Here is a 24,502-nt window from a genome sequence, read left to right as displayed (position 1 = left end):
TTTCATTTCCTGAGAACCCCTGTTCTGAGATATTATCATCCTAATGAAGAGATTCACTCTCCATTCATTTTCGCTCTTGATAAAAATCTAAATTTCTACAAAAACGGGCTCTCCCCTGTTTTGCTCTGATTTAAAAATGAGATTCATCATCTGAGGATCGATTTCCTCTGGCCGTAGAGAAAAAACATGTTCAATACCATCTCTTTTGAGAATGAAGGTCGTCTCTCCCTGGTGACGTTCAACAAACTGCACACGAGAATAACCGTCCTCTTGATCTTTCTCAATGGGTTGAGTGTGAAACCCTCCGGTTCCACCTACCCCCGAACCATTACCGGCCAAGGAGGGAGTCGTTAGAAATAGGAATACCAATATACTAATTTTTTTCATTTTTTCTCTTCTCCCGTTCAGTGAATGATTTTAGGTCAACGTATGAGTTGCCCAACGATAGAAAATAAATAGGAATATTTCCAGGGTTATTTGTTATTAGTGATTCAATCTCCTGCATATTTTTCTTTAAGGCCACTAGCGCTTGACAATATGCCTCCTTTGAAATGGTTCCCCACTGAATATAGCCAAAAGCTAAGTTCTCCTCGAGGTTTTCAAATAACATGTTGTCAACATGTCCCTTCAAAGCGTTTTTAAACGACTGAACGGTAAAGTTTACTTTTTTATCCGTAGATGTCTTAAATTTGCCACCTGCTTGCTCGACGAGCTCTGCATTAATCAAATTATCTAAGGCTCTCATTCCTGCTCGTCCATACTCATTTTCAATTTCATCAGCAGATACTCCTATATCTGAATTACATATAGCGTAAATAACTGATGAGATTGGATCGTCATTAATGAACCTGTTGAGCTTTTGGCGGGAATCATCAGAAATGAGACCTTTAGATATAAAGGTCTCAATTACAGAAGTTTCATTTGGAAATTGCTCCTTTAGGAGAGACCCAAGAAGATGAGCATCGTTGTTTTCAAGCACGACACTTAAAATATTTGCGAGATTTACGCAGGTAGAAATGGACTCTCCCTGAACAACACGCCTAGTGGTTGAATAGGGCAGACCCGCTAGTCGTGCAAGCATGGCTGATGATCGGCCGGTCCCACTTTCAAGCCAAGAGTTAATTTTAAATCTAATTTCCGGCAATAAATTCATTAGTCCCCCCGATTTCTAGATCCAAACGATCCACGTTTTTTAATGCGTTTAGTCTAGAAATGATCACCATGGTGATCATTTCTACGTGTAACCTATTGATTGCTCAATGAATCAAATCACCGTGGTGATCATAATTCGTTTAGCCAAAGATTTTTCTTTATTCAAAAGGAATATTTTGATTTGGATGTCTCAACAAAGTTTTCATGGGTAAAGCTTGAGTAAATGTGAAAAGCTCGAGTTTTTTTCATGGTGGGTACTAAATAAAAAAAAGCTCGCCCTAACAACTTTAGCTGAAACTAAAGTGCCAGGGAGAGCCGGTGCGGAAAATATCTTCCAACACAAAGCAATCGGAAGTTATTCCGTCTTGGTTCTCAACGCAAGGGTGAGCTCGTTTTCTTGTTCGATTTTCGGGCAAAAGGGGGAGTTATGCGTTCTTTTTGGAATATTTTCCTTGTCTCGTTTCTGTGCTTTGCTTGTTCGTTTAAAAATAATGACCATTCAAAGGCTCCATCTCCGGCTAAAAGCGAGGCTTTGAGCCTCTCCTTAAAAATTGATGAAACACTTCATGGAGAGATGAGACTCAATGAAGTCAAAGCCCTATCTCAAATGGAGCTTTCTGGTGAGAACTTCTCACTTCCATATCTTGTGCCTGACGAAATGGTGCTAACTCTTTCCAATATCCCCGACTCCTCCATTCATGAGGGGGGGATTAGGGCCTTTATCAAATACATGGAATCGGAGGCGGAGCTTCCTCTATCGGCCGTCAAAGTGGTGGCGGGTTTGACACCAGATTTGAAGTCCAATCTCAATCTGGAATTTCATGTTCATGGACTAAAGAATATTTTTACTCCCTCTGAATCAAGGACGGCTTCGGTGCGGATCCAGATCAATGGACAAAAAGAGAAGGAGGCAAGAGTCCTAAAATTCTCGCTCTCAACACCTCCAAGTCGAATTGAATCAAAGAGCCTGACGCCTGAGGAGTTTTCAAGTCTGTCGAAGGAAAGTGAAAGTCTTTCGTTTTCTGAAATTAAGCTCGTAGATAAAAGATTTGCATTGTTGAGAGTCCTTCAGATCACCTCATTTGAGGAAAATCCCGTTGAGATTGTCCTCGGACAAAGAGGCTTGGGGCTGATACAAACTAAAATATATGAAAGGGTTTACCGAGATTTAGGATGTAATTTCGCAGTCGACGAGCAACATTTGAATTTCGAAAATCCAGGACCTTTTGAGTTGATTCCGCTCAATGAGGAGTCCTTGCAGTTTGCGATGGACCGAGTTCATTTGGGTGAAGGATTCCCTAAGGAGCTCACTTTTCACTTAAGACCCCAGACACCACTGTATGTGGGGCTTTATGGATCAGATCCAAATACTCTCTCTCTTTTTGATCAGGGAAGACCTCAAGACACGATGAGAACATTCAGGGGAGCTACGACTTGCCACGAGGAATGTGCCAGGGAAGAAGAGAAGTGCAGGAATAGGACCGGAAGGGGGATTGATGGAATGCCTGATATAATATGTCACACAGTTTGTGCTGAGAAGAAGCTTGTTCGCGATCAGGGTGACATCCTCACAGGGAGACAACTTGAAAGCTTGAAGTTCATTGTGAGCGAATCTGGACTCAATCTGAAAGCTCAGAATATCAAAGCCCCATCGATGACAATTGTTGATCAAAGAGCTCTGCCTCTTTTCTCTCACTTTGATTTGATGGGGATTTGGACTCCGAAGACCTCAAAATAAGCCCATCTCAAATGCTCCTCAATCTCTTCTCTCTTTCTCAACGAGAGAGAGGTGCTTGAGGAGACGAGATTTCATTGTGTTTCTGACGAATCATTAGACCTTCTTTTTGGAGAACCAGATGAAAGCACTGAGAATTTGTTTGATGGGACTTTTTTTGAACTCCTGTGCCACTCACAGACAATCGCAGTTGTCTTCAATGGGTGTGGGAGCCATTGTTGGAGGGTCTTTTGGGTCTATGTCGGCACCAAAGGATGAAAGCAAATTTAGCCATGGAGCCCTTTGGGCAGCTCTTCTCTCATCAGGTTTCGCAATTGCAAGTCTTTACCTGTTTGACAATGAAAAGGCATCGCAAGACTTAAAAATAGAGACTGAAGCGCTTAAAGCTGAATTAATAAAGTTCAAAAAATCAGAAGCCCCGAGACTTCTCTCTCAAGGCTCAGGCCTTTTTAGTAAATCGCTGCCGGATGAGGCGAGAAAACTCATCAGTCCTGGAGAGTGGAGAAAATACTCCGTTGATCAATGGGTTCAAGACTCCGGCAACCCTAACACTTGGCTCCACTACAACCTGATGTACGAGTTTATTCCACCGTCTTTAACTCCATAAAGACTGGAAAAAAGCGGGAATTCATTCCAAGCAAAACAGATTTCTAGAAAGGAATAAAAAAATGAAACATAATCAGACCTACATTGACAAAACAAATGAGACCTCTGCATTTTTATTCACTCAACTGCTCTCTCCTCTTTCTCTTTTCATTTTAATTTTCTCTCATCCAGCCCACGCAAGTAGGCTCAGTCAGGCGGCCAATATGGCCAACCAAAGTCTCTTAAGTCTTGCACAAGCAACGAGTGGGATTGCCTTTGCTCTCGGCGCTATTTTTTATCACTTTGGGGCTCCTTTCTTGGGAAAGCAGATACTCATTGGCGGAGTCATAGGGCTTGCTGCCACCTTTGGAGGACCTGCCATTATTGAATTATTAAGGAGTGTTTTTGGTGCCTAAACCCATCCAAAAACCCTCTTATTCCCTCAATAATTCGTCTTTGTTTTTTGGCCTGAGTGAGGTGGACTTTATTTTCCTTGGCCTTCTCTTTCTATCTGGCCTTCTGGTCTTTAAACAATTTGAATCGGCAAAGTTTCTTCCTCTTCTTCACCTTTTGATCTGCTCTCTTTCTCTTGTTTTCTTAAGACTCAACTTTCGAAGACACACAGTCCGGGACTTCCTCTCCCGGGCCTTCAACAGGAGGGTTCAAGTGATTTATCCAAAACTGACTCATCATTTCGATCTAAGAGGTCATCGCTTCTGGGTCTTTGAAAACTTAAGCCTCTTAACAGCCTTTGAAGTGGATGGAATCGATCCCGAGCGAGACGATCTGGAGGATGTGAGCCGTCATCTCACTCAATTTGCCCTTTCACTCGATCCAAGGATCACTCTTAAAATTAATCTCAGCTCTCAATGGGCCTTCTCTTCTTCAAGTACGGCTCTCTCATCAAGAAGAGAGGAGCTCTCAGAGATCGGATTCTCACGGGAAAAGATCACAATAAGTCTTGAGACCCAAATCGGGGGATTCTCTCAATTGATCAAGACCATCTTGAGAAAGAAATCCACCTCAGTTGAGGAATCCTACGCCCTCTCCCTTTTGGATGGGTTTAATCTCAAACATTTAGAAGAGATAGGCCTTGAGTGCCGAGCATTAAAAAAACCTCCGGTCCTTAGCACTCAGGGGAAACTTTTAAGAATACTCAAAGCCGGCATTGAGATATCGCCCGAGATTTTTGGGATTGTGAAGTTTCAGGGGCCAACACCCACGGCTCTAAACTTAAACTCCCTTCACAGTCTCAGACAACAAATCCCCGAGCCCTATCAAATATCCTTGAAGGTCAGAAAAATGCCCTCAAGTCTCTCTGAGCTCTTGCTCCGTCGCAAATCCTCTCAAGGATTGAGCGGAGGGGATAAGATATCGGCTCAGAAGTATTATGATTCCGAAGATCTTTTAGAAAAAGTAGCCCTTGAGAGGGAGTCTCTTTTTAATTACGAGCTCTACGTGATTTTGCCAAGAGTCTCTGAGGAGTTAATTCGGGAGGACTCAAAAATTGTCATTCATGCTATGAAACCCATGGGAGCTTTTGCCCTTGAGACATTCGGAAGCTTTAATTGCTTTAAATCTCTTCTTCCAGGCAGCTCTCATCACTTAAGTTTCAAGGAAAGAGGAGACATCTTAAGCCTCTATTTCCCGCTTCTTGGGGCTCGAAAAAGGAGAGTCGATCAAAAATCTCAAAATATCCGCGATGAAGATAGAAATCTTAAAGATTGCCACAGTCTTTTTCTTCACCGCAGAGACCACAGTCTGGACTCGATCGATTTGTTTGATAAGCGCTACGACGCCTTCTCAACGATTATCTGTGGCAAAACAGGCAGTGGAAAAAGTGTACTCACCAATCTTCTCACGAGAGCCCTTCTTCATGACACGCGAATTCATATTATCAAAGTCGATGTGGGTGGAAGCCACTCGAAGGAAACCGAGAATTTAAAAGGGAAAGAGTATCGGCTGAGCCTTGACAAGCCCTCCGGCATGAATCCCTTTTTGTGTCTTAAAGAGGGCATTCATGAGTCCTCAATTTCTGTTCTATCAAATTTCCTCAACGTGCTCATGACCGAAGAGGGAGAGCTGACACTCTCTAAGGAATTAAGAGCCCAGGTGGAAAGAGCTCTATTTCTCTATGCCGAAGGGATCAAAAGAAAAGACAATGAAACTCTATCCATTGATGGGTTTTTAAAGGAATCAAAAGATCTTCCGAGAAAATCTCTCCTCTACCGATGGGCTAAAGGTGGTATCTATCAAAATGCTCTGATCAGCGGACCCGAGCAAGATCCGTCTCAAGATGACTGTCGCCTTCGCTACTATAATTTTTCAGATATTCATCAGGCCAGTGACGCTGATTTTGGCCAGGGCGGATTTTCACTCGTCATGGCTCAATTTAACCTTGAAATGATCAGATCAAAGGACAAAAAACTCGTCTTTATCGCAGATGAGACTCCCTTTTTATCAAGCGCTGCTTTCCCTTCTTTAAATTTTCAACGGCTAACGTCAGAAAATTCGGTGGATCCTTCATTGCCATCAGCCAAAAATCAACGGATCTGATCGTTCAAAATGATCAGGGTATCATCGAGAACAGTCCCAACCGACTTCTCTTTAGCGTTGATGGAGAGAGAAAAGAGTTTCAGGAGAGATTTCAATTGTCGAGGGATAAGATGGAGAGTCTTGAGAATTTAACGAGAGAGCAGAAGAGATTTTCAGAGGTTTTGTATCAGGACAAATTTGGCTCCCGAATATTTCGCATTATCCTAAGCCCCGAGGAGTATTGGAGATTCTCGAGTACAAGAGAAGACAACCAGAAGATCGAGAGTCTAATGAAGACAGTTCCAAGGCTGACACGTCTTGAAGCCATCAGAGTCTTGAGTTTCGATAGAAAGGTTCAAGATTCATGAGCCCCAATCCCTCTCGAACTCTTATTTCACTACTACTACTGTGTATCTCCTGGCTTTTGTCTCCCTCAAGGGCTCAAGCCTTTTTGGACACCATTGTCGATTCTGCTGAAAAAGTAGCCGAGGCCTCGGCTCTCGTCGATGCCACCCATGAACTACTTAAGACCGTGGACAACAACTCCTCGGAGAGGGATTCCTCGCACCTCTCCGAACTGGATCGATCCATCAGTGAGCTCTCAGCTTCTCTGGACAAAATCGAGGGAAAAACTCAAACAGCAGTTTGGGCCAAAAACGAAATCGAAGCCCTGATGAAAACTCCAAGGCTCTCAAAAATGACTTTAACCGACAGTATCAGATCTTCGAGTGAATACTTGAAGAGAGTAAAGCGTCTGTTCCTGACACTGGCCAATTTTCCAAAAGCTGCCTCGGCCTATGCCCAATCAGAGAGCGCTTTTACTCTTCAAGAACAGCTCAAACTTCAAAGATCCTCGCTCGCTGTTCAGACTGAGATTTTGACCGAGTTAAAACTTCAAATGAGAAGATCCGAGATCGAATCGAGGAGTTTTGATGAACTGATGACGCAGGAGTTTATCAAAAGGCGGGGGGTTCATCCATGAGCTTTGAATTCACCCAAAAAATGAGTGGCGAGGTCTTTCGAGAAACCAAGAGCTATATCATTCTGATCTTTCCAGTACTCTTCTCCTTAAGACTCCTCTATCTCAATATGACGGCCGCCAACTCAAGAGAGTATGGAGAGCTTCTCAAGGGAGCCGCCCTCTTTCTGGCCCTTCTTCTCTCCTATGAATATCTCCTCTCTCTGACTTTTGATTTTTCAAGAGCCATTGAAGGCGACATTACTCAACAAAAAACTCAAAGACTTCTGCTCTCTCAAAAAGACCCCACTTCAACTCCCGGCCTCTCTGTCGTTCGAAAAACTCTAGGGCTTATCACCTCTGTTATTTATTACCTAGCTCAGTGCCTTTTTATTATTGCACTCATCTTTATGTCGGCTTTGGCTCCCATTGTCTTTCTCTTCGGCACAGTTTTATCCATGCACTCGCTCATCAAGATCTTTTTCTTTCTCATTCTTATCGGTTCCTCTTGGCCCCTCTTATTTTCAGTCTTTGACCGAGTGGGAGGAACGCTACTCCAAAATGGATTAAAATCTGAAAGTCAGATTTTCTCCTGGTCCATTGATCTCTTAATCGAGCTGTTCAAACTCTTAGGCCCTCTCTCATTTTGTAAGCTCCTTCTTCATTCGACGTTTGGAGGCTCAGCCTTAAGTGCTCTCTCCGGAGGAAAAGAGGTGGGAAGACGAATTGCCGGAGGATTTGTCCACGGCTTGACTCCTCCTCGATATTTACCTCAACAGTCGCAGAGAAAAGGACAGGCCCAATTAAACAGCTCCATTGGTTTAAGAAATCGAAGTCCCCTGCTTCAGCCCTTTGCCTCCTCAAGGGGCTCTTCCTTTCAAGAAAGCTCCAGGGATCATCAGGCTCAAATCACGCATAGACTAAGCGGAAAGTCTGGAATGAGAAATTCTAAGAACACAGACCTGATGGCTCATAAATCCCAAGACTCAAAAAATGGCTCAGGAGCTCTCCCCTTTAACCTGTCAAACCAAGGAAGTTTGACAGGTCCTTTTCGAAACAAATCTACAGCTAGAACTTCACTTGGCCAAAATCTCTCCCATTCGGATGGGTCTAGCCAAAAATATTTCAGCCCTTCGAAACTGAACACAGCTCGTCTTGGATTGTCCTCTCAAAGACTTAAAACTCCAAATACCTCACCCAATGGAAATGGAAATGGAAATGGAAATGGAAATTCCAGCAATCCAAGTGGGAGTGCAAGAGAACAACAGGGTTTGAGAAGGGGGTCTTATTCTTCGTCTCAGAAAAGACAGGCGAGGCAAAATACGACTTTTATTGATCGCTCGCAAAGGGGGGAGTGAAAAATGAACGTTCCAATCTTTAAGACCTCTGGAGTTTCCCTATGAAATTGGCATTTGAAATACTAAAGCCACAAATTCTGAAAAGCCTTCTCTTTTTAGCCCTCACATCTTGGGCTTGCTTTGCGACTTTTCAAGCAGTCAAAAATCAGGGCAAAACCCTCCTGATCGGTATTGATGCCAACGGCACCAGAATCATCACAAGCCAAGACGATCCTCTCTTTAAGACAGAGCTCACTTCTTTCTTGAAGCACTATTTCTCAAAGGCCTACAACTTCACCCCACTCGATTTCAATCAAAACGTGGGCGAGGCCACAAATCTCATGTCTGAGAGTCTTTGGAAAAGTGAGGGAGAAAATATCCAGAGGTTAAAATTGGCCGTTGAAAAATCAGGCCTTGTGCAAAGCTCAAGACTTCGAGGTCTCAACCAAGTCGATAAGGAGCACTTTCAAGCTCTTTTGCAAATAGAGCAAAAATCCCGCCTTCAGACCGAGAGCTTTCAGGTGAAAGTAATTCTCAAGCTCCAGCGAATCGAGAGGACTGAAGGCAACCCCTGGGGCATGGAGATCACAGAACTTCGGGAGGAAAAACTATGATTATGGCCCTTTTTCCCTGCTTTTTAGTGTGTACTTTGAGTGTTTTTGTAGGCTTTTTTCCCTGTTTTTTCACTAGGGCCCAAACCCGGATATCATCTCAGTTCTTCGATCGCTCTCAAGTAGGCCTGATCTACATCAAGCCCGGGCTCTCCAGTGTCATTCAATTTCCCTGCGATATTGATGAAGCCAAGGTGGGGTTAAAATCAAGCCTTGAAGTTCAGGTCTCAAAAACTCTAAAATCTGAACTCGTCTTATCAGCCAGGACAAATTTGGTTGATCCGACCAACTTGATCGTTCGATGCTCCCATGGGCTTTTTGTCTTTGACGTCATTGCAAACCAAAAACTTCATCAAGATGTGATCAAAATTCTGGGAGCGGTCAAAGGACCCACCTTCACCGAAACAGTCTCCGATCAGACAGGGAAAAGCTCCGCATACCTTAAGGAGAGTCCAAAAGAAAGTCCTCTCCAAAGTCAGAACCAGAAAGATTTCCCAAAAACTCCCTCTCTTATTGAGATCTTAAAAAGAACTGCAAAGAGAATAGACCGCATCCCTTCGAATCCGCCCTCAACTGATACCTCATCAAACCCCAAGACTCGGCCCCCCGCCCCCACCCAGGTCGAAGCTCCAGATTCGGGAGACAAAAAATGAAGCTAATTCTATTTCTGATTCTCAATCACTACTTTCAGCTCAACTGCTTGGCCTCAGATCACATCCTCGACGGGCATTCTTTACTCAATGAGCCAGAATCAGTTAAGGAATCTGTCGATGATTTCGAGACAATTGAAAATCCCTCTTCAAAAGGAAAGATGCCTTCAGTTACTGAAACCACGGGTCCCAATACCAAGAAGAGCCGAGCCAAGATCGAAGTCAAAACGAAAGCTGCCCCTTATCAAGGTGTCAGATCCAATCTTCCCCAATATTATTTGGCAATAAATTCCCAAAAATCAAAAGACACTGAGAGTTCCATTGTTGTTCCCATGGACTCAGTAAAGGAGACTCTCAAAACTATAAGGCCTGGGGATATTTTATCGGCTCAAGTTGAGCACTCCGTCATTGCTTTCCCCGATGAAAAAGCTCCGGTTGTGGCCCGGATTACCTCAGGCCACCTAACCCAATCAAGACTCGTTGGCTTCTCCCGTCTTGAGCCCAACTCAAATCGAGTGTTCATTGATTTTGAAATGCTCTCTCCCAGATCCAAGGCCCAAGCTTTTTCCTTCAAAGGTACGGCCTTAACAGAGCTCGGCACACCTGGCTTTGAGGGCATTCATCATTCAAAAGAAGCCAAGTATTTTGCGGGCGACTTTATCTCAACTTTTATGGCGGCCTACTTTGACGCTCAGGTTCCAAAATATCTGACTCCCTTTGGGGGAACCATTGAGGACACCTCCATTAACTCCTCAACAAAAAAAGCGCTCAGCCAAAGTGCCATGAGCTCAGCTGAGAGGTTTCGAGAAAAGCTTAAAAAGTTTCCTGAGTTCTCAGAACTAAAAGGTCCCTTTGAAATCAAAGTTCTCGTTCTTGCCCCTGCCATCGAAAATTAACCAAACAATTAACAAGAGGAGTCGAAAATGTCCGTCATCAAAATAAATTCCGAAGCTGCAAGTCGAATCAAGTCCTTCAAGGAGCATGCAAAAGGCATGGGACTGAGGAGCTCTGATTGGACCAAAGTTATCTCTCATCTTATTTTAAGAGAAAAAGATGAGGCCTGGTGGAATCTCATTAACCGTTATGCCGAGGAATCCTTTTTGATCGGCAAGGCCATTTCAGATCCCGAGGTCAGAGGAAAACTTCTGGGATTGGTGAAGTCCTCTCCTCCCAGATCGAGATTGATAGAAAACAAAGACCACCACAATGCTCCAGAAATTATCTTAAGAAAACACGGCGAGTGATTATGAAATTTGAGTACTCTTTTTCTTACCCACACCGCGACTTGTACCGTTGGGGTGTGGGTATATCGCGCCACCCCCGACGAACGGTTCCGGTCGCGGTACACCCGAGAGAGAGTCAAAGTCAGTTGAAGCTGAAGCCGCAAAAAAAGGAAGAACTTGTTGTCGTAGATTTTGAGCAAACGAGTGCCAATGTAGCGAGAAAAATCCAAGCTCCTTTTCAAAGAATCTTTGGCTCTCCTCACGTTTATCCTTGGGTTTTAGGTTGGGTTTTTGAGCTTCAAAAATATCGGGGCAATACCCAACCTAAAACTCCCCCCTCAAATCCATATCCTATTGATTTGAAATGTGTTCTTGGCTCGGACTTTGGCTTTCGCCAATCTCAAGACCACCCACCCCCAACGAGTAATTGGGGTCGGGTGGTCTTGAGAACGCCCGAGCCATTCGGAAAGGTCCAAAAGATTGGAATAATAACAGGGGGTGGGGTCAGAGAAATGAAGATTATTTTTGAAGCCAATATAGGAAATGAAACACGGGAGAAAACATGAAGTCGCCAGAGAGATTTTTTAAAGAGCCCATGTCGCTGACAAAAAGAGATCTTCATCTGCTTGAGTTCTTAAATGAAATGGGGCCCCTGGGAGTTGAGCCTTTGGCCTTTGCCTTCTGGGGACAGGACTGCTGGGAGACGAAACTCAAAAATTCAAGAACTCGCATCAATCGCCTCAGAACTAATGGACTTATCGAAGCCATTGTTTTTGGAAAGAAAAATCTCTTCTATCGAACAACGCCCATCGGGGTCTCAGCTCTTAAGTGGTACCGACCGGAAGTCCGCCAGCTCAAACCAACAGCTCAATTTTCATTCAATGTAAATCACTCATCCCTTGTCGCCTGGACCAGAGTGAAACTCGAACAACTCTCGATAGCCAGTTTTTGGAGATCCGAAAGACGGCTCATCAGCGAAGACCTTCCTATTCAGAGAATGACCTTGATGAGTAAAATGAAGGTCTTTATCCCTGACGGCGTCTACTCAAACTCATCCGAAAAAAACGTGATCTTTGAAATGGAGCACTATCCAAAATCTCCCTCTCAGAGAAAAACCAGAGTCTCGCAAATCAAGGGGCTATTGACCTACCTCCCCGCTCACTACCATCAACTTCACATCGTCTGCACCTCTCAAATTGTTGCAGAGAGCTACAAGACAATGACTCAGGGACTCAAATCTGAGGTTCAGTGGATAGGGGAGATTTTTAATCAAAGGGAGCTTCAGCATGTCCTCAAAAAATAGGATGAATGAAAACGATCAAAATGGAGTTCTCATTGTCTCAGGCAGTTTGGGTGGAGTTCTTCTTCTTTAAAAGTAGCCAAACTCTTGCCCATGGTTCTCTTAGGCCTTTTTTTTGGCCTGGTTTTAACTGGAGCCTGGGGACTTCAAAAATCCATACGGGTAAAGTGCTTCATCTTTTTTGCCAACTTCATGGTCCCCTTATCACTCGTGATTTTCATCTTTGGGTTTCCAACGCATGGTCACATCTACTGGGGGATCTTTGAGTATCAGTGGGGAATAGATCTCTTCCACTGGGGAGCCTCGTCTTATAACAACTGGATTGAGACAGGACCATTTTTCACATGGATCAAAAAATTCCTCAAATTGAAGTCCTTCTCCACAGTTGATGTCCAGCTCTACTTGTTCAAGATCTTTCTCATAGGTCTTTTGTCACAATTTGGATTTCTCTTCCTCAACACCTTTTTGAGAGGGGCACTGTCGAAAAACCTCATGGCCCCTTTGGCCGATGCTTTTTTTCAGTTCTTAAAGCCACTTCTCAATTCTGTTTTCTTGAGGTCCTTAAAGCTGGACACTCTTCAAAGGGAGAGTTTTTTGAAGGTAGGAGTTTCAGGTCTATTTATCTTGTCAGGCGTTTTTGAACAATTCTCAGACGTCGCTCCCATGATTCAGGCCGCAGCTCTCCCCTATTTCCTTTTCCCACTTTTAGGAGTCTCCATTCTCCACATGTCTCCCGTTTTGGCGAAAGCCATTCTTAAGGCTTCAGAGGATCGGACCCCTCTTGAGGACGAAATTCTGATCGGTCATAAAATTGGAAACAAAATGAGCCTGTCTATTTAACCAAGGCCAATCTCAATTATCATGTTCAGCTCATCGGTGGCAGTGGTGCTGGAAAAACAACCCTGATTCAGGTCATTCTCAAAAGTCTGATACCAAAAAAATGGGCATCATCTTTGTCGATCTCAAAGCCGACTTTGATACGATCCAATGGATTAGAAATGAAGCCCTAAGATCCGATCGATTGCAAAATCTCGAATTCTTCTGTCTCACTCAGCATAAAATTTCAAAACCCTACAATCCCATCAAACACGGCACACCTCAGGAAATTCTTTCTCAGATCATGAACTCACTCGATTGGTCTGAAGAATATTATAAGAAAACCGCCTCCCGAGCTCTCTCAGATCTTCTCTTAGCTCTTTGTCAAATCAGAGATCAGGGAGGTGTTCCCTTCACTCTCTCAGATTTGGCTCACTATCTCTCTAATCCTGATGAACTTGAAACCTTGGCCGTCTCCGATTTTTTGGACAATGAAACAAAAGAAACTCTGAGAAATAGAGCTGAGTCCCTACGAGAAAAAGACGGGTTGCGGCAAGTATCAGGACTCCTCTCCGATCTTATCAATATATATAGATCCTCGGCCGGCCCACTCATCGGAAAGGAATCTCTCTCCCCTTCAGCCATTGATCTGAAAGAGACCATCAAACAAGGCAAAATCACCTACTTTCTTCTCAACTCCATGGCCGACAAAGCCTCTTGCACACAACTTGGAAAATTAGTTCTTCAAGATCTCATCAGATCCGTAGGTCAAATCTATGACGAGGTCCCTGAAAAAGATCGAAAACCCTGTCTATTAATCGTCGATGAATTCGCAAGCTTTGCCACAGACAATTTCATCGATCTTCTCAATAGAGCCAGAGGAGCAAAACTTGGAATCATGGTGGCCCACCAATCCCGAGGGGATCTCATGAAAGTCTCCCCCACTTTTTGTGATCAATTAGAAAGAAACTGCAATACCAAACTGATTTTCGGAACCGACAGCCCCGATGACGCCGAGTACTTTGCCTCCATGGCCGGAACTCGAAGCATACAAAAATCAACGGTGCGTTATAAACAAGGACTACTTTGGGATCAAAATACCGGTGAAAAGTCAGTCAGGGACACTGAGGAATTTGTCGTTCACCCAAATCAAATCCGACAGCTCGGACAAGGACAGGTGTTGAAGATTTCGCGGTTGGTGGATGTATCGGTACAACTAACTGAGATATCAAAAAAATGAGAACTGGACCAAACAAGAAAAAACTTTACAAACCTAAAACCTTAATTTTAAAGTATTATAACGACTGAGTGCATACAAAAAATTTTTCACTTTCTAACAGAGTAGATTAAACGGAAGGGCAGCGAAAATGAAAAAACCAATTAAAATAGGAGTTCTAATAAACAAAGGTGGAGCAGGCAAAACCACAACGACTGTTTGTCTCGCTGATGCGCTGCTTAATTTGTATCCAAATTCCAAAGCTTTGATAATCGATGCTGATGACCAGTCAAACATTAAAACTATTTTTCGGTTGAAGATTAAGGACTCGGAAGGCGGGTTGTCTGCTGTTTTAAGAGAGGGACTTGATCCTTCAAAACTTTTCCATGAAGTTCGCCCTAACCTAAGTGTTATGATCTCCGGGGGAAGAGCGCTAGCTGATTTCGCTACGGAGTTCAGAACTGTACCTGAATCAGAATATTTGATGCGAAAAAGATTTGAGAATCTTGAAGGATTTGATTTTATTTTGGTTGATTCGCCCCCGTCTCTTTCCCTGATAACCACTAACATTGCAACCTTCGTCGATTATGTTCTGATACCAGCAACGCCAGATTTGCTTAGCCTGGTTGGCGTAAAAAATCTTATTAATCTCTTACAAAGTTACGAGGACGAAGAGAAAAAGAAAGCCAGACCGAATCCAATTGGGTCAGTTCTGGGAGTAGTTCCGACTCAGGTAGATCAAAGACGAAACATTGATCTAGATATAATTGAGGACCTCGAAAGACTTGAGCAGTCTGATTTGTTAAATGGCGGTGTGATTTTTGATCCAATAAGAGTGGATTCCAAAGTGAGAACTGCTCAGGTAAAAAGGAAACTACTCTCTGAGGCATTTCCAAAATCGAATGCATCAGAAGATTATGGAATGTTGGCTCGAGAGATAATTGAACAAATTGAAAAGATCAAGCGTCGCGACCCGATCGCCCACTTCAACCGAGAAACTCGACGTTTCTCTGAAGTGGATGTTTGAGGATTAAATGAAAAATAAGCGAAAACTTCGAAAGCGAAGCACTAAAAATAAGGTCTCTGCGCTGGATGTATTTGAAGAATTTGAATCCGAGTCATCAAATTTTTTTGTTGAGGCTAAGAGCAAACTTTCAACTGAAGAACAGCGGAAAATTAGGGAAAATTATGATAAAGCCGAAAAGCAACATCTTGGTATAGGAATTAAAGACCAACCTAATAATTCAAAGAATTCTGAACTTCGCGAAAAATTTCCCATAGGCGACATAATTGAAATGGCCCATAACGCTCTAAACGATCCACTGTTGAGTGAAGACGCCATTGCTGCCACTGACGTGGGCAGTTTCAATTTAGAGGATTTTGGAGCTAGAAATATTTTAGGGAACAATAAGGGAACAGATTTTAGTTCGTGTCATTTAGGGCAAAGTGGTTCATTTAGATCAATTGGGGAGCAATTAGGGAACAATAATGCATGTAATGTGAACTTAAACGATGAAGAAAATGATCAGTCTCTTAGGCCACCCCTTCGGCCGACTGATATTGGGGAACAATTAGGGATCAATAAGGGAACAAAAGAGGATATTGTTAGCGAAATACCTACATATAATGACAGCAAATTTGACTCTGATTTAGGTAACAAAAGGGGAGCAATTAGGGAACAAGTTCCCTGCGTTTTTGAGAGTGATCCTGAGGAATCGAATGAAGTATTTTGTGCCGTTAAAATAGACCCTCCTAATTTCACCAATAAGGGAGCAATTAGGGAACATCTTTTGAAGGCGATGGAATCTAAATCAGAAGAAAATCAAAATGAATTAGGGAACATTAAGGGAACAATATATTCTGAATCTTCTTTCTACCAGGAGCTAGCAATATCTTCTGATCCTTCCCGTATTAGGGAACAATTGGGGAACGATACGGGATCAATTAGGGAACAGGCTGTCTTCATTAAGGGAGCAATAGGGGAACAATCAGATAACAACAAGGGGCTTATTAAGGGAACAAATCAGGGAACAATAGGGGAACAATCACAGCTCTTTTTGTTCTCCTCCTCCATTCACCTCCTTGTTGGAAATGAAAGGCGTTTTATTGATTATATTTTCTTAAAATGCCTTTCACAGGGGAGCTTTGACACTGGACCGATCACACTCGATGAAATCACCTCTAAACTCAATATGAACGCAGAAGTATTGAAAATGGTTGTGAAAAGACTCTGTAAAAAGCAATACATCTTAAGAAGTGGCGGGAAAAGGGGGAAAGGCGGTTTCACACAATTCTCTATCGGAAAAGAATTGTATCAAAAGATGCTGTTGGACAGGGAGCTTCAAAGGACTGATGACTTCAACGTTACAAATAGGGATCAATTAGGGAGCAATTGGGGATCTAATAAGGGAACTAATAAGGGAACATCGTCCTCTAGTAGTAGTAGTGATATTAATAATAAGAATATTACTAATACTATCGGCCCTGAATCCAAGCGACAGGACCTCCCCGAAGACTGGCTTCAGATTCAGACACCGGAGAATGTGAAGGCCATCGGTTTTGGTCAAACTCAGATCAAACAGCTCTTCCAACTGGGTACCTTATCAGCATCAGAGGTTCAGGAGTCGCTGGAGGCCTTTGCTTACGATTTGGAAGTCGGAGGGATCAGCAGCCGTGGATCGAAGCTTGCCTTTCTGATGGGCATCCTCAGACGTTCTGGAGCCTACATCTCTGAAGGTCTGGTCAACGAGCTCAAGGTCCAGGTGGAAAACAACGAAAAGCGAAGGCGTGAGATGGCGGATCTCGAAAAGCGCCAAGCTCAGGACAAGCTCTCAGCTAAAGCTCAGGAGATCGCCTCTCACATGACAGAGAGGGAGAAGCTTTCCCTTGTTCCCGAAAACGGACTGGTCAAGATCGGCAGTGTTTCTCATGAGAGGCTCGTGATGGCCAAGATTGTTGAGGGACTCTCTAAATCTTAAAAAACTACTCCCGGATCGGGTAGGGGACAAAGGGATCCAGTTTTCATGGAAGGAGGCAAGGTGGGTCAGTTTTGCAGAAAGCAATACAATTCGGAATATTACCTTCGCAACAAAGAGCGAATCAGAGAACATCGGCTCAAGCGAAAGACTGAAATTCAACCCTCAATTGTTGAATCCCAACTCTCCTTGTTTGAAATTCAACGAGGTCCTCAAATCGGTCAACCTCGGAGTCAAACTTTCAAATTTGAATTTCTTGGCCTCCTGGTCCAGATACTCCTTATTGCTGGAATCACTTACTTTTTACTCCGTGAAGCGGTTGAATTTTATCAGTCAAACAATTCAAACCTTGAGCAATCCATTCTCGCAGCCCTTTTAGTTGAAGGACTCTTGATCGTATTTGCCTTTCTCAAACCCTCAAACTTGTTGAGTCAAATTCTGGTCAAAACAGTGCTGGCACTTCTCTTTTTCTACTCGTCCTGGTCCTTTTCTTCCAATGTGATTGGGAAGGGGATGGGCAATATTGCTCAAGGCGAAGTGTTGAGAGAGACGATATCCGGTCTAAAATCCACGATGATGAAAAATGATCTGGCAATTGAAGTATTCATGCAAAAAGGCTGGCTTTCAGCGGCCCGCAAGCTGACCAATGAGAACAACGAGCACAGAAAGAGTCTTCTGGAGCTTCAGGCCAATGAGATGAATCAAAGCTTAAGGCCCGAACAAGCTCAAAAGAGCAATACCATCTCTCTTGTCGTCTTGAGATTTCTATTTCAAATCTCCAATATCATTCTCGTTCATCAGTTGAGTTCAGGATTTCAACGGCAATTTCGGTCTCGCCGCAGGACCATGGTCTGGAGACGAGAGATGGATTTTGCGGCGGCATGAGGGGAGATCGATCTTTCAATAGATCAGTTGAACCCTAGATTAGGGTTCAACTGAGGGGTCCTTTCGTCATATAAACATCTGAATTTACCAGGAAATAATAAATTGACATTTTGTATTTACATTTTGCATGTACATTGCTATACTTAGCATGGTGAAGATTAGCTATTTCAACTGGGATCAGCATAACGAAAAGAAGTGTCAGAAGCACGGCCTGTCGATATCCATGATCGAGGCATTTTTTCTGAGTGATCCGTTGGTTACACCTGATAATAAACACAGCGAGGCCGAAGATAGGTACGTAGCTTTCGGTCTTTATGATGGCAGGTATTTGGTAGGGGTGTTTACGCTTCGGATAATTGAAGGTCGATTTATGATTCGTGTAATTAGTGCCAGATACGCGAAAAAAAAGGAAATAGAGGCATTAAATGAAAAAGAAAAAAGCAAAAAAAGCAAAGGTAAATAAAAGAGTGAAGAGTGACCCTGTTGAGAGGGATTTTTCAGATCTCATCAGAAATGGAGACTGGAAGCCGTTCTCTCATTATTTCCAATTTGTCCCTAAAGATAAGACGGTTACGTTTAGGATATCAGATGATCTTTTGAGGAGACTTAAGGATCTTGCAGAATTGAAGAACACAAAATATCAAAGGCTCATTCGCGAGGCCTTAATCCAATATCTTGAGAAAGCATCTTAGGGCGGTTGGACCAAGGTGTCGCGTCCTCGGTCATCAGCCCCATCTTCGTACCAACTCTGTTCAACCCACACGAAGAGAGAATTGCCCCCCCATGTGACGGATCGGGCTTTCAAATTTGAGAGCCACGGAGGAGGCCTCGAGAAATTTAAATAAGCCAAATAAATCAAATAATTGACGTTTTCTCTTACCCCGAGAGTGTTGGCTCACCCGACTAAATTGTAACAATCGTAACGGGCGGGGAGGGTATTCGGAGCCTCGGATTCTGCTTAGAATCATGTATGATTATTAGGCTTTTCTTACATCAACATAGGATTGACGCTTGACATTATATAATGCGACGAGTAGTTAGCCCTAAGTTTTTACTTAAGGAGAATTATATGCCGCAAAAAACTCTTGGTATCTTGTTTTTTTTTCTTGTGTCGACTGCCGCGTGGGCAACACGTCCACCAATTGATGATGGGTTAGAACAAGCAAATAATGATCCCTCCCTTTCTCAATTAGTCTTAAGGGTTATCGACACCGATTTGGTTGGCCCAGGAAGGAAGCGGGTAGAGAACCCAAATATCGTGTTTTTGAATAAGCAAGATTTCTTATTGCAGATGAAAACGCACCTTAATGAGTTGGTCGCTGATTACAATTGCGCAGGTGGATCAATCTCAGGAAATAGAATCAGGGGAACCGATCACAGTAGAACTGTTGTTGATGCTTTATTTGAAAAGACAGGGTGGTTTTCTTCAAGACCCACCGATAGAAAAGCATTCATCTTTTCTGGATTTTTCGTTGAAGAAGCAGTGAGCCAAGTCGAAAAGGAAATGAAATTTTTAGAGAGGATTGTGCACAGGGCCTCATCTGAGGACATCCAATGGTATTATTACAACAGCAACCTGTATATTAGCGCGAAAGGTGAAAGAGAATGGTTGGCTGATAGCCTGGCTATCCTGAAGTTTACAACAGAAGAGCATAAAAGAGAGATAGCAGACCTTTTGAGCAGAACCATACCGATCATTCAGCAAGAAGTAGAGGACATGAAAATTGTTATCGACAGACCTGTGTCTGATGAAGACCAATGGGTAAAATTTGAAGAATTTGCTCGGAGGTATACAGAAGTAGAAAATAAAGCCTATAGTATCTCGGTTGAACTGAGAGAATTTAGTCTGTCAAAGGCTGTCGATAAAATAAGAAAAAATGAAGAGCTAATGGCTCAAATCAAGGCAAGAATCGATCTGCTTGATGAGCCCGGGATGCGATTGACAGAATAAAATAGCTCATACTTTTTGTTCAATTGTTGTCCCCAATGGAATATTGGGGGCATTTATTGAGTTTTTTTCAAGCAAAGGCACAGCTAATGGGGCCAGTGGGGGAAATTTGGCTTCAGTCGATGTTCCATTGCGATAACCATTACGTCTGGGAAGTTCTCTCCAAGAAAGAATGTCAGATTCTGGCAGTTTTCTTACATCAACTATAAGAATTGACAAAAATAGTGCATTACGTCATAAGGGGTCACCCAAGATGTGGGGGGGCGGTTGGCCCAAGACTCTGTAGGTCGAGTAACCTGAGTCATGTGGCGTTAGCTTGCTAACATAGATTCCTGTTCCTTTGCAAATTCAATTGGAGATTTCATTCCTAGTGCTGAATGTGGATTGATGTTGTTGTACCTCCAGTGCCAGGTGTCGATTTTCTCTCGAGCATCTTCGAGAGAAAAAGACGTGCTCGTTGAGGCACTCGTCACGAACTCTCGAATTGAAAGATTCGACAATTTGGTTGGTTTTTCTTACCTTTGTAAACTCCAGCTGAATGCCATGACGATAGGCCCACTCAAGCATCGCCCTCGACGTAAATTCCGTACCCTGATCGACCCGGATGATCTGAGGGTATTTTTCCCCGGCTAAGTGGTCGAGATATTCGGTGACGTCAATTCCTCGAATGGATTGATCAACCAGAACTCCGGGGGAGAGTTTTGCGAATTCATCGACAATGGTGAGAATTTTAAGGCGCCTTCCTGACTCGATAAAGTCGAACATGAAGTCAATAGCCCATATTTGATTGGGTCCCATTGCTTGAGTGGCCGGCAGTCTGGGACAGGATCCAAGCTTTTTTCTCTTCCTGCGTCCAATCTGAAGCTTTAGTTTTTGATAAATCCGACGCGATCGTTTGTGGTTGAGATCAGATATTTCCCTCTTGAGAAGAACAAATAGCCGCGGGTGACCGAACCTTCTATGCTCTGTCGCTAGCTCCGACAATCGCGACGCCAGAGGCTGGTCTCCATTCTCTTTTGGATTATAATACAAGGTGGTGATGGGAAGGCCCAGCAGACAGCTGGTTCGAGCCTTGGAGACCTCGTATTTTTCAACAAGGTATGAGGCCTCCGTTCTCTTGTCGCTGGACCTCACCACTTTTTGAGTTCACATCCTTCAACATGACGATGTCGAGAGCCTGGTCCGCCACGATCCTTTTAGGCGCGTATTCTCCATCTCCAGGTCTTTCAGCCGTCTGGCGTCGGTCACGTCCATACCACCAAAACGCTTCTTCCAATGGTAGAGAGTCTGAATCGTCACGCCCATCTCGCGCGACACCTCTTTTGCTGGCGATCCCGTCTCCAGTTTTTTACTGCAGAAATTATTTGTTCCTCGCTAAATCTCTTCTTCATTTGGTGCTCCTTTACCGGACTCTGCCGGGGGTTATTACGCACCATGACTCAAGATGCAAGGCCTACAGTTTTAAGGGCCAACCGCCGGGGAATGCCCAATTGAGATCTTCTCATTGTGCCAAAGGTGTACACCCGGGATTCAAGAAAAGGGATTTGAGTGCGATTATTAATTGGTCTTCGCCTGAGAGTTCAACTGCGGAATGTCACTTTAATCAAAGCTAAAAATGAGTGCCGTAGATACGGCACGTTTCCTTGCCCTTACGCTAACAATCAAAACGAAAATTTGGCCGGAGAAAATCTTGATAAATTGGGCCTTAAGTACTTCAGCACGTCTTTTCGCCCGGCATGCAGGCTGCGCGACTTATCACTTTCCTCAATACCCTATGGGCGTTGGTTCTCGAACTTCCAACACAACAGTGCGTTCCTCTCGAGACTTCTGGGCTTCGTGTTTAAACTCGAGAATTCGTTTATATACGTCTCTTCCATAAAATTCACCGAAGCCCCCGAGCCTTGCCGGCTCTCGCGCTCGAGATAAAATGCTCCCCTTATTCAGCTCCTTTCGTATCGAAGAGAATCTTGCGTCGCTATATTTCCAGGTCACCATTGTTAATCTGAGGGTAACAAATTGACCCCAAATAGTGCTAGAATTAAATTGGCTGAGGAAAATTATTTCTGGATTTTTGCTGCTTTTGTGGGTTAGGCTTTGTTTTGCCTTTGAGCAAGTAAACGTGCCGTATCGACGGCATGTCTTTATCGCCTCGATCACGATTTCCCGTAACTGATTTTTCCGTTCGGTACGCTTAAGTAAGAATATGTCCGGCGTATCGAGCCAATTTCCTTTGCCAACAATCATGGTCAACTCCTCTGTTAACCTGAAGATTGTGAGCGGGACCTTGCTTTCGACTTCGCTGGTTGCGAGGTTTCAGAAATTGCACCCAAGACATCAAAGGGGAGGCAAGGGGAATGCAGGGTCCGACGTGGGTCCGCGTTGCCTGGTCCGAGTGCTCACCATTTAAGCATTTGGTTGAAATTCGATCGTCCGCCAATCGGAATTTTTTCGAGAAGACGTGCTTCTTGGACTTTGGGACCCAGAAATGGAGCGTGCTGCATTCTTCTGCGGTGCATGACTACGCTTTCAGTTTGACCCGGCGACGTATTCATCTGCATTACAGTGTCTCACAAAATATTGCGGGTGGGACATGCCAACAAAGACTATTCGGGTTAGCGATGCAGACGACAAACTTATCGACGAGTTTTTAAAAAAGAACAGAGTCTTGGATTTTTCTACGCTCGCAAGAATCGCCATAAAGCGCTTTATTCAGAATCCGTCGATTACTTTGGAGTCGGTTTCGTCTGACCGAATCAAAAAGAAAAACTTAAGAGGGAATCGAAATGCTGAACCAAGAATTTAGTTTGATACCCTTTGTTCCAAGAAATCAGCCGAAGATTACTCCGGAAATAAAGCGCATCAGCGAGATTGGACCTCTTGAAATTCAAATGAGGGCCAAACTAGATAAGCTCGAAAGTAGCGCCTATGCAGACACGTGTGACTGGGCTGTCTACGATCGAATCGCGAGACGTTTTAAAGATAAACCTGTGCGCGGGGGTACAATTTTTAAAACGACTCTTAAACTTGTGAACTCACATTACAGTTGTTCAAAATGCCATTATGCTCTTGAGGTCGATACCTATGGGCGCGGTTGCGTTCACGATTGCATTTTCTGTTATGCGCGAGAGCAACTTTCAAGTCATGGCTACTGGAATTGCCCCATCCCATTTCCAATTGATCTGACCGAAATTCGCAAACTTTTCTACGAGGTCTTTGAAACGGACAAGCCAAACAAATGGCGAGATATCTTAGGAAACAGAATTCCCATTAGAATAGATTCCATGTCTGACAGTTTTATGTGGATGGATAAGAAATATCGCGTCTCGCATGAGCTGCTTAAGGTATTATCCTTTTACGATTATCCGCATGTCATCTTCACGCGTTCTGATTTACTTGCTGAACCTGAATACTTGGAGCTACTGAAGCCCAGTTTAACTTCCGTCCAATACTCAATTTCTGGCGACAATCGAGAACTAACAAGAAAGATTGAGCCTGGAGCACCCGGGATATCCGACAGGTTTGCGGCACTAAAGAAATTATCTGACCACGGCATTTGGACCACAGTACGTGTAAATCCACTCTTTCCCGAATACCCGGACGGATTTTTCACTGACCAAAACTCAATCATCGAAAGATTTGGCTCCGAGGAGAACTGCCCTAGACTGCCACTTTTGAGTGAAGGTTTTTTCGATGAAATTGCGGCATCGGGAGTAAAGACTGTTCTTGCTGGATTTGTTCGCATGAAAACCCATGCAATAACGGAACTCAGCGCTGCTTGCGGTATCGATTTGAAGAGTTTTTATAAACCCGAAAACTGGGTTGGACAGGACAAGAAGTTCTCCGATGAAGAGATCAGTTTCTATTACCGCCGGATTCACAAATGGTGCATCGAACGTCAGCTTAGATTTACAACTTGCTATATTGGAAACGGAATAAAAGATTACTATCAGTATCAAGATCTCTGGCGAAACAAGTCTGATTGTTGTGACGTTGTTGGAAACGTAGAGGGATTCAAAAAGACATGTCAGTCGATAGGTTGGGATCTACGTCAGAAATTTCCGTCCCAGAAGGATGTTGCTGAAAAGTCTCGAATTCAGGACGAACACTATTCCCCTCAGATGAATTCGCACAATTCCTATTCGCACCCTAGCTCCCCCGAGCAAAATCTCTGATGGGCAAACAATTTTCTGGTATCAATATTCAGTGGCCGTGGAGCGAGCTAATTCCAAGCGGCAAAAAAACGATTGAAACAAGATCTTGTGAAATTCCTCGTCACTATATAGATCAGTATCTTGCAGTTGTAGAGACGCCTGGAAGTTCGGGGCGTGCTCCGTCTTCTGTTGCTCGGATAATTGGTTTGGTAAAGTTTGGAGAAAGTTATCGCTACACGTCGCTCTCGTCCTGGAAAGCAGACTACCGACATCACCTTGTCGAAGCTACCCACCCGCTTTTTTCGTACTCACAGCGTAAAGAAGTCTGGGCATGGCCAGTCAAAAAAGTAAGACTATTTGAGAAGCCTATGGATGCTCCAGCCAGAAAAGGCATTGTTTTTACAAAGGACTGCCTGAAACTTTGA

The 24,502-nt window shown here is 43.7% G+C and carries 28 protein-coding genes and 1 pseudogene; 24 read left to right on the top strand and 5 right to left on the bottom strand.

All coding sequences use genetic code 11. From position 1 onward, the window contains the following. Window positions 1–87: 87 nt before the first annotated feature. Window positions 88–387, bottom strand: coding sequence for a hypothetical protein (locus tag IPL83_07445; GenBank protein ID MBK9038979.1), 300 nt, complete (start codon window positions 385–387; stop codon window positions 88–90). Then, entirely contained in the window at window positions 374–1,153 is a 780-nt protein-coding gene (locus IPL83_07440) for a hypothetical protein (GenBank protein MBK9038978.1), read from the bottom strand. Before IPL83_07440 ends, IPL83_07445 begins: the two co-directional genes overlap by 14 nt. Window positions 1,154–1,579: 426 nt before the next feature. On the opposite strand from IPL83_07440, the gene IPL83_07435 reads away from it, so the two are divergent. The 21 genes and pseudogenes from IPL83_07435 to IPL83_07335 all read left to right on the top strand — a co-directional run bounded on the left by IPL83_07435 (window position 1,580) and on the right by IPL83_07335 (window position 19,929). Next, the gene (locus tag IPL83_07435) at window positions 1,580–2,890 is read left to right on the top strand and encodes a hypothetical protein (GenBank protein MBK9038977.1); all 1,311 of its coding nucleotides are present in this window, start codon (window positions 1,580–1,582) and stop codon (window positions 2,888–2,890) included. Between the two features lie 118 nt (window positions 2,891–3,008). Further along, complete coding sequence (locus IPL83_07430; protein MBK9038976.1) at window positions 3,009–3,494, top strand: hypothetical protein; 486 nt, start codon at window positions 3,009–3,011, stop codon at window positions 3,492–3,494. A 61-nt stretch (window positions 3,495–3,555) separates the two neighbouring features. Next, window positions 3,556–3,888 carry a hypothetical protein gene (locus IPL83_07425; protein ID MBK9038975.1) on the top strand — a complete coding sequence of 111 codons (333 nt, stop codon included), beginning with the start codon at window positions 3,556–3,558 and terminating at the stop codon, window positions 3,886–3,888. A 250-nt stretch (window positions 3,889–4,138) separates the two neighbouring features. Further along, window positions 4,139–6,028 (top strand): hypothetical protein, encoded by a 1,890-nt coding sequence (locus IPL83_07420; protein MBK9038974.1) that lies wholly within the window; start codon window positions 4,139–4,141, stop codon window positions 6,026–6,028. A 430-nt stretch (window positions 6,029–6,458) separates the two neighbouring features. Further along, complete coding sequence (locus IPL83_07415) at window positions 6,459–6,989, top strand: hypothetical protein (GenBank protein MBK9038973.1); 531 nt, start codon at window positions 6,459–6,461, stop codon at window positions 6,987–6,989. After that, window positions 6,986–8,323, top strand: coding sequence for a hypothetical protein (locus IPL83_07410; protein MBK9038972.1), 1,338 nt, complete (start codon window positions 6,986–6,988; stop codon window positions 8,321–8,323). Before IPL83_07415 ends, IPL83_07410 begins: the two co-directional genes overlap by 4 nt. A gap of 41 nt (window positions 8,324–8,364) precedes the next feature. Then, the gene (locus IPL83_07405; GenBank protein ID MBK9038971.1) at window positions 8,365–8,916 is read left to right on the top strand and encodes a hypothetical protein; all 552 of its coding nucleotides are present in this window, start codon (window positions 8,365–8,367) and stop codon (window positions 8,914–8,916) included. Next, on the top strand, window positions 8,913–9,566 hold the full coding sequence (locus IPL83_07400) for a hypothetical protein (GenBank protein ID MBK9038970.1): 654 nt from the start codon (window positions 8,913–8,915) through the stop codon (window positions 9,564–9,566). The genes IPL83_07405 and IPL83_07400 overlap by 4 nt, the downstream gene beginning before the upstream one ends. Beyond that, window positions 9,563–10,459, top strand: a complete 897-nt coding sequence (locus IPL83_07395; protein ID MBK9038969.1) for a hypothetical protein — start codon at window positions 9,563–9,565, stop codon at window positions 10,457–10,459. Before IPL83_07400 ends, IPL83_07395 begins: the two co-directional genes overlap by 4 nt. A 27-nt stretch (window positions 10,460–10,486) precedes the next feature. Beyond that, entirely contained in the window at window positions 10,487–10,807 is a 321-nt protein-coding gene (locus IPL83_07390; protein ID MBK9038968.1) for a hypothetical protein, read from the top strand. Between the two features lie 2 nt (window positions 10,808–10,809). Continuing rightward, a complete protein-coding gene (locus tag IPL83_07385; GenBank protein ID MBK9038967.1) occupies window positions 10,810–11,352 on the top strand; it encodes a hypothetical protein in 543 nt (180 codons plus the stop codon). Continuing rightward, window positions 11,349–12,089 carry a hypothetical protein gene (locus IPL83_07380; protein ID MBK9038966.1) on the top strand — a complete coding sequence of 247 codons (741 nt, stop codon included), beginning with the start codon at window positions 11,349–11,351 and terminating at the stop codon, window positions 12,087–12,089. Before IPL83_07385 ends, IPL83_07380 begins: the two co-directional genes overlap by 4 nt. 84 nt (window positions 12,090–12,173) lie before the next feature. Then, entirely contained in the window at window positions 12,174–12,926 is a 753-nt protein-coding gene (locus IPL83_07375; GenBank protein MBK9038965.1) for a hypothetical protein, read from the top strand. After that, window positions 12,911–13,096, top strand: a pseudogene (locus IPL83_07370) (ATP-binding cassette domain-containing protein). Before IPL83_07375 ends, IPL83_07370 begins: the two are co-directional and overlap by 16 nt. Beyond that, entirely contained in the window at window positions 13,027–14,142 is a 1,116-nt protein-coding gene (locus tag IPL83_07365) for a TraM recognition domain-containing protein (GenBank protein MBK9038964.1), read from the top strand. The pseudogene IPL83_07370 and the gene IPL83_07365 overlap by 70 nt, the downstream one beginning before the upstream one ends. A gap of 127 nt (window positions 14,143–14,269) precedes the next feature. Further along, complete coding sequence (locus IPL83_07360) at window positions 14,270–15,145, top strand: ParA family protein (GenBank protein MBK9038963.1); 876 nt, start codon at window positions 14,270–14,272, stop codon at window positions 15,143–15,145. A gap of 7 nt (window positions 15,146–15,152) precedes the next feature. Then, a complete protein-coding gene (locus IPL83_07355) occupies window positions 15,153–17,096 on the top strand; it encodes a hypothetical protein (protein MBK9038962.1) in 1,944 nt (647 codons plus the stop codon). Window positions 17,097–17,156: 60 nt separating this feature from the next. Further along, entirely contained in the window at window positions 17,157–17,978 is an 822-nt protein-coding gene (locus IPL83_07350; protein ID MBK9038961.1) for a hypothetical protein, read from the top strand. A 148-nt stretch (window positions 17,979–18,126) separates the two neighbouring features. After that, window positions 18,127–18,441 carry a BrnT family toxin gene (locus IPL83_07345; GenBank protein MBK9038960.1) on the top strand — a complete coding sequence of 105 codons (315 nt, stop codon included), beginning with the start codon at window positions 18,127–18,129 and terminating at the stop codon, window positions 18,439–18,441. Further along, window positions 18,404–18,670, top strand: a complete 267-nt coding sequence (locus IPL83_07340) for a hypothetical protein (GenBank protein MBK9038959.1) — start codon at window positions 18,404–18,406, stop codon at window positions 18,668–18,670. The genes IPL83_07345 and IPL83_07340 overlap by 38 nt, the downstream gene beginning before the upstream one ends. A gap of 377 nt (window positions 18,671–19,047) precedes the next feature. Beyond that, window positions 19,048–19,929, top strand: a complete 882-nt coding sequence (locus tag IPL83_07335) for a hypothetical protein (protein ID MBK9038958.1) — start codon at window positions 19,048–19,050, stop codon at window positions 19,927–19,929. A gap of 345 nt (window positions 19,930–20,274) precedes the next feature. Here IPL83_07335 and IPL83_07330 read toward each other — a convergent pair whose 3' ends face one another. The 3 genes from IPL83_07330 to IPL83_07320 all read right to left on the bottom strand — a co-directional run bounded on the left by IPL83_07330 (window position 20,275) and on the right by IPL83_07320 (window position 22,170). Continuing rightward, the gene (locus IPL83_07330) at window positions 20,275–21,063 is read right to left on the bottom strand and encodes a transposase (GenBank protein MBK9038957.1); all 789 of its coding nucleotides are present in this window, start codon (window positions 21,061–21,063) and stop codon (window positions 20,275–20,277) included. 18 nt (window positions 21,064–21,081) lie between these two features. Next, window positions 21,082–21,231, bottom strand: a complete 150-nt coding sequence (locus IPL83_07325; GenBank protein MBK9038956.1) for a transposase — start codon at window positions 21,229–21,231, stop codon at window positions 21,082–21,084. Between the two features lie 459 nt (window positions 21,232–21,690). Continuing rightward, window positions 21,691–22,170 carry a hypothetical protein gene (locus IPL83_07320; GenBank protein ID MBK9038955.1) on the bottom strand — a complete coding sequence of 160 codons (480 nt, stop codon included), beginning with the start codon at window positions 22,168–22,170 and terminating at the stop codon, window positions 21,691–21,693. A 346-nt stretch (window positions 22,171–22,516) separates the two neighbouring features. On the opposite strand from IPL83_07320, the gene IPL83_07315 reads away from it, so the two are divergent. The 3 genes from IPL83_07315 to IPL83_07305 are packed head-to-tail and all read left to right on the top strand — an operon-like array spanning window position 22,517 to window position 24,502. Further along, entirely contained in the window at window positions 22,517–22,729 is a 213-nt protein-coding gene (locus tag IPL83_07315; protein ID MBK9038954.1) for a hypothetical protein, read from the top strand. Next, window positions 22,710–24,098 carry a hypothetical protein gene (locus IPL83_07310; GenBank protein MBK9038953.1) on the top strand — a complete coding sequence of 463 codons (1,389 nt, stop codon included), beginning with the start codon at window positions 22,710–22,712 and terminating at the stop codon, window positions 24,096–24,098. The genes IPL83_07315 and IPL83_07310 overlap by 20 nt, the downstream gene beginning before the upstream one ends. Beyond that, entirely contained in the window at window positions 24,098–24,502 is a 405-nt protein-coding gene (locus IPL83_07305) for a hypothetical protein (GenBank protein ID MBK9038952.1), read from the top strand. The genes IPL83_07310 and IPL83_07305 overlap by 1 nt, the downstream gene beginning before the upstream one ends.

This window comes from Bdellovibrionales bacterium (assembly GCA_016716765.1).
GTDB lineage: Bacteria > Bdellovibrionota > Bdellovibrionia > Bdellovibrionales > UBA1609 > JADJVA01.
Note: the sequence above shows the minus strand (reverse complement) of the source record. Positions and strands in the feature narration are given on the sequence as shown.

Excerpts from the sequence above, each read along its gene's own strand:
- IPL83_07445 (MBK9038979.1), bottom strand. The coding sequence starts at position 387 with ATGAAAAAAATTAGTATATTGGTATTCCTATTTCTAACGACTCCCTCC.
- IPL83_07440 (MBK9038978.1), bottom strand. The coding sequence starts at position 1,153 with ATGAATTTATTGCCGGAAATTAGATTTAAAATTAACTCTTGGCTTGAA.
- IPL83_07435 (MBK9038977.1), top strand. The coding sequence starts at position 1,580 with ATGCGTTCTTTTTGGAATATTTTCCTTGTCTCGTTTCTGTGCTTTGCT.
- IPL83_07430 (MBK9038976.1), top strand. The coding sequence starts at position 3,009 with ATGAAAGCACTGAGAATTTGTTTGATGGGACTTTTTTTGAACTCCTGT.
- IPL83_07425 (MBK9038975.1), top strand. The coding sequence starts at position 3,556 with ATGAAACATAATCAGACCTACATTGACAAAACAAATGAGACCTCTGCA.
- IPL83_07410 (MBK9038972.1), top strand. The coding sequence starts at position 6,986 with ATGAGCTTTGAATTCACCCAAAAAATGAGTGGCGAGGTCTTTCGAGAA.
- IPL83_07405 (MBK9038971.1), top strand. The coding sequence starts at position 8,365 with ATGAAATTGGCATTTGAAATACTAAAGCCACAAATTCTGAAAAGCCTT.
- IPL83_07400 (MBK9038970.1), top strand. The coding sequence starts at position 8,913 with ATGATTATGGCCCTTTTTCCCTGCTTTTTAGTGTGTACTTTGAGTGTT.
- IPL83_07395 (MBK9038969.1), top strand. The coding sequence starts at position 9,563 with ATGAAGCTAATTCTATTTCTGATTCTCAATCACTACTTTCAGCTCAAC.
- IPL83_07390 (MBK9038968.1), top strand. The coding sequence starts at position 10,487 with ATGTCCGTCATCAAAATAAATTCCGAAGCTGCAAGTCGAATCAAGTCC.
- IPL83_07385 (MBK9038967.1), top strand. The coding sequence starts at position 10,810 with ATGAAATTTGAGTACTCTTTTTCTTACCCACACCGCGACTTGTACCGT.
- IPL83_07380 (MBK9038966.1), top strand. The coding sequence starts at position 11,349 with ATGAAGTCGCCAGAGAGATTTTTTAAAGAGCCCATGTCGCTGACAAAA.
- IPL83_07365 (MBK9038964.1), top strand. The coding sequence starts at position 13,027 with ATGGGCATCATCTTTGTCGATCTCAAAGCCGACTTTGATACGATCCAA.
- IPL83_07360 (MBK9038963.1), top strand. The coding sequence starts at position 14,270 with ATGAAAAAACCAATTAAAATAGGAGTTCTAATAAACAAAGGTGGAGCA.
- IPL83_07355 (MBK9038962.1), top strand. The coding sequence starts at position 15,153 with ATGAAAAATAAGCGAAAACTTCGAAAGCGAAGCACTAAAAATAAGGTC.
- IPL83_07345 (MBK9038960.1), top strand. The coding sequence starts at position 18,127 with ATGGTGAAGATTAGCTATTTCAACTGGGATCAGCATAACGAAAAGAAG.
- IPL83_07340 (MBK9038959.1), top strand. The coding sequence starts at position 18,404 with ATGAAAAAGAAAAAAGCAAAAAAAGCAAAGGTAAATAAAAGAGTGAAG.
- IPL83_07335 (MBK9038958.1), top strand. The coding sequence starts at position 19,048 with ATGCCGCAAAAAACTCTTGGTATCTTGTTTTTTTTTCTTGTGTCGACT.
- IPL83_07325 (MBK9038956.1), bottom strand. The coding sequence starts at position 21,231 with ATGGGCGTGACGATTCAGACTCTCTACCATTGGAAGAAGCGTTTTGGT.
- IPL83_07320 (MBK9038955.1), bottom strand. The coding sequence starts at position 22,170 with ATGATTGTTGGCAAAGGAAATTGGCTCGATACGCCGGACATATTCTTA.
- IPL83_07315 (MBK9038954.1), top strand. The coding sequence starts at position 22,517 with ATGCCAACAAAGACTATTCGGGTTAGCGATGCAGACGACAAACTTATC.
- IPL83_07310 (MBK9038953.1), top strand. The coding sequence starts at position 22,710 with ATGCTGAACCAAGAATTTAGTTTGATACCCTTTGTTCCAAGAAATCAG.
- IPL83_07305 (MBK9038952.1), top strand. The coding sequence starts at position 24,098 with ATGGGCAAACAATTTTCTGGTATCAATATTCAGTGGCCGTGGAGCGAG.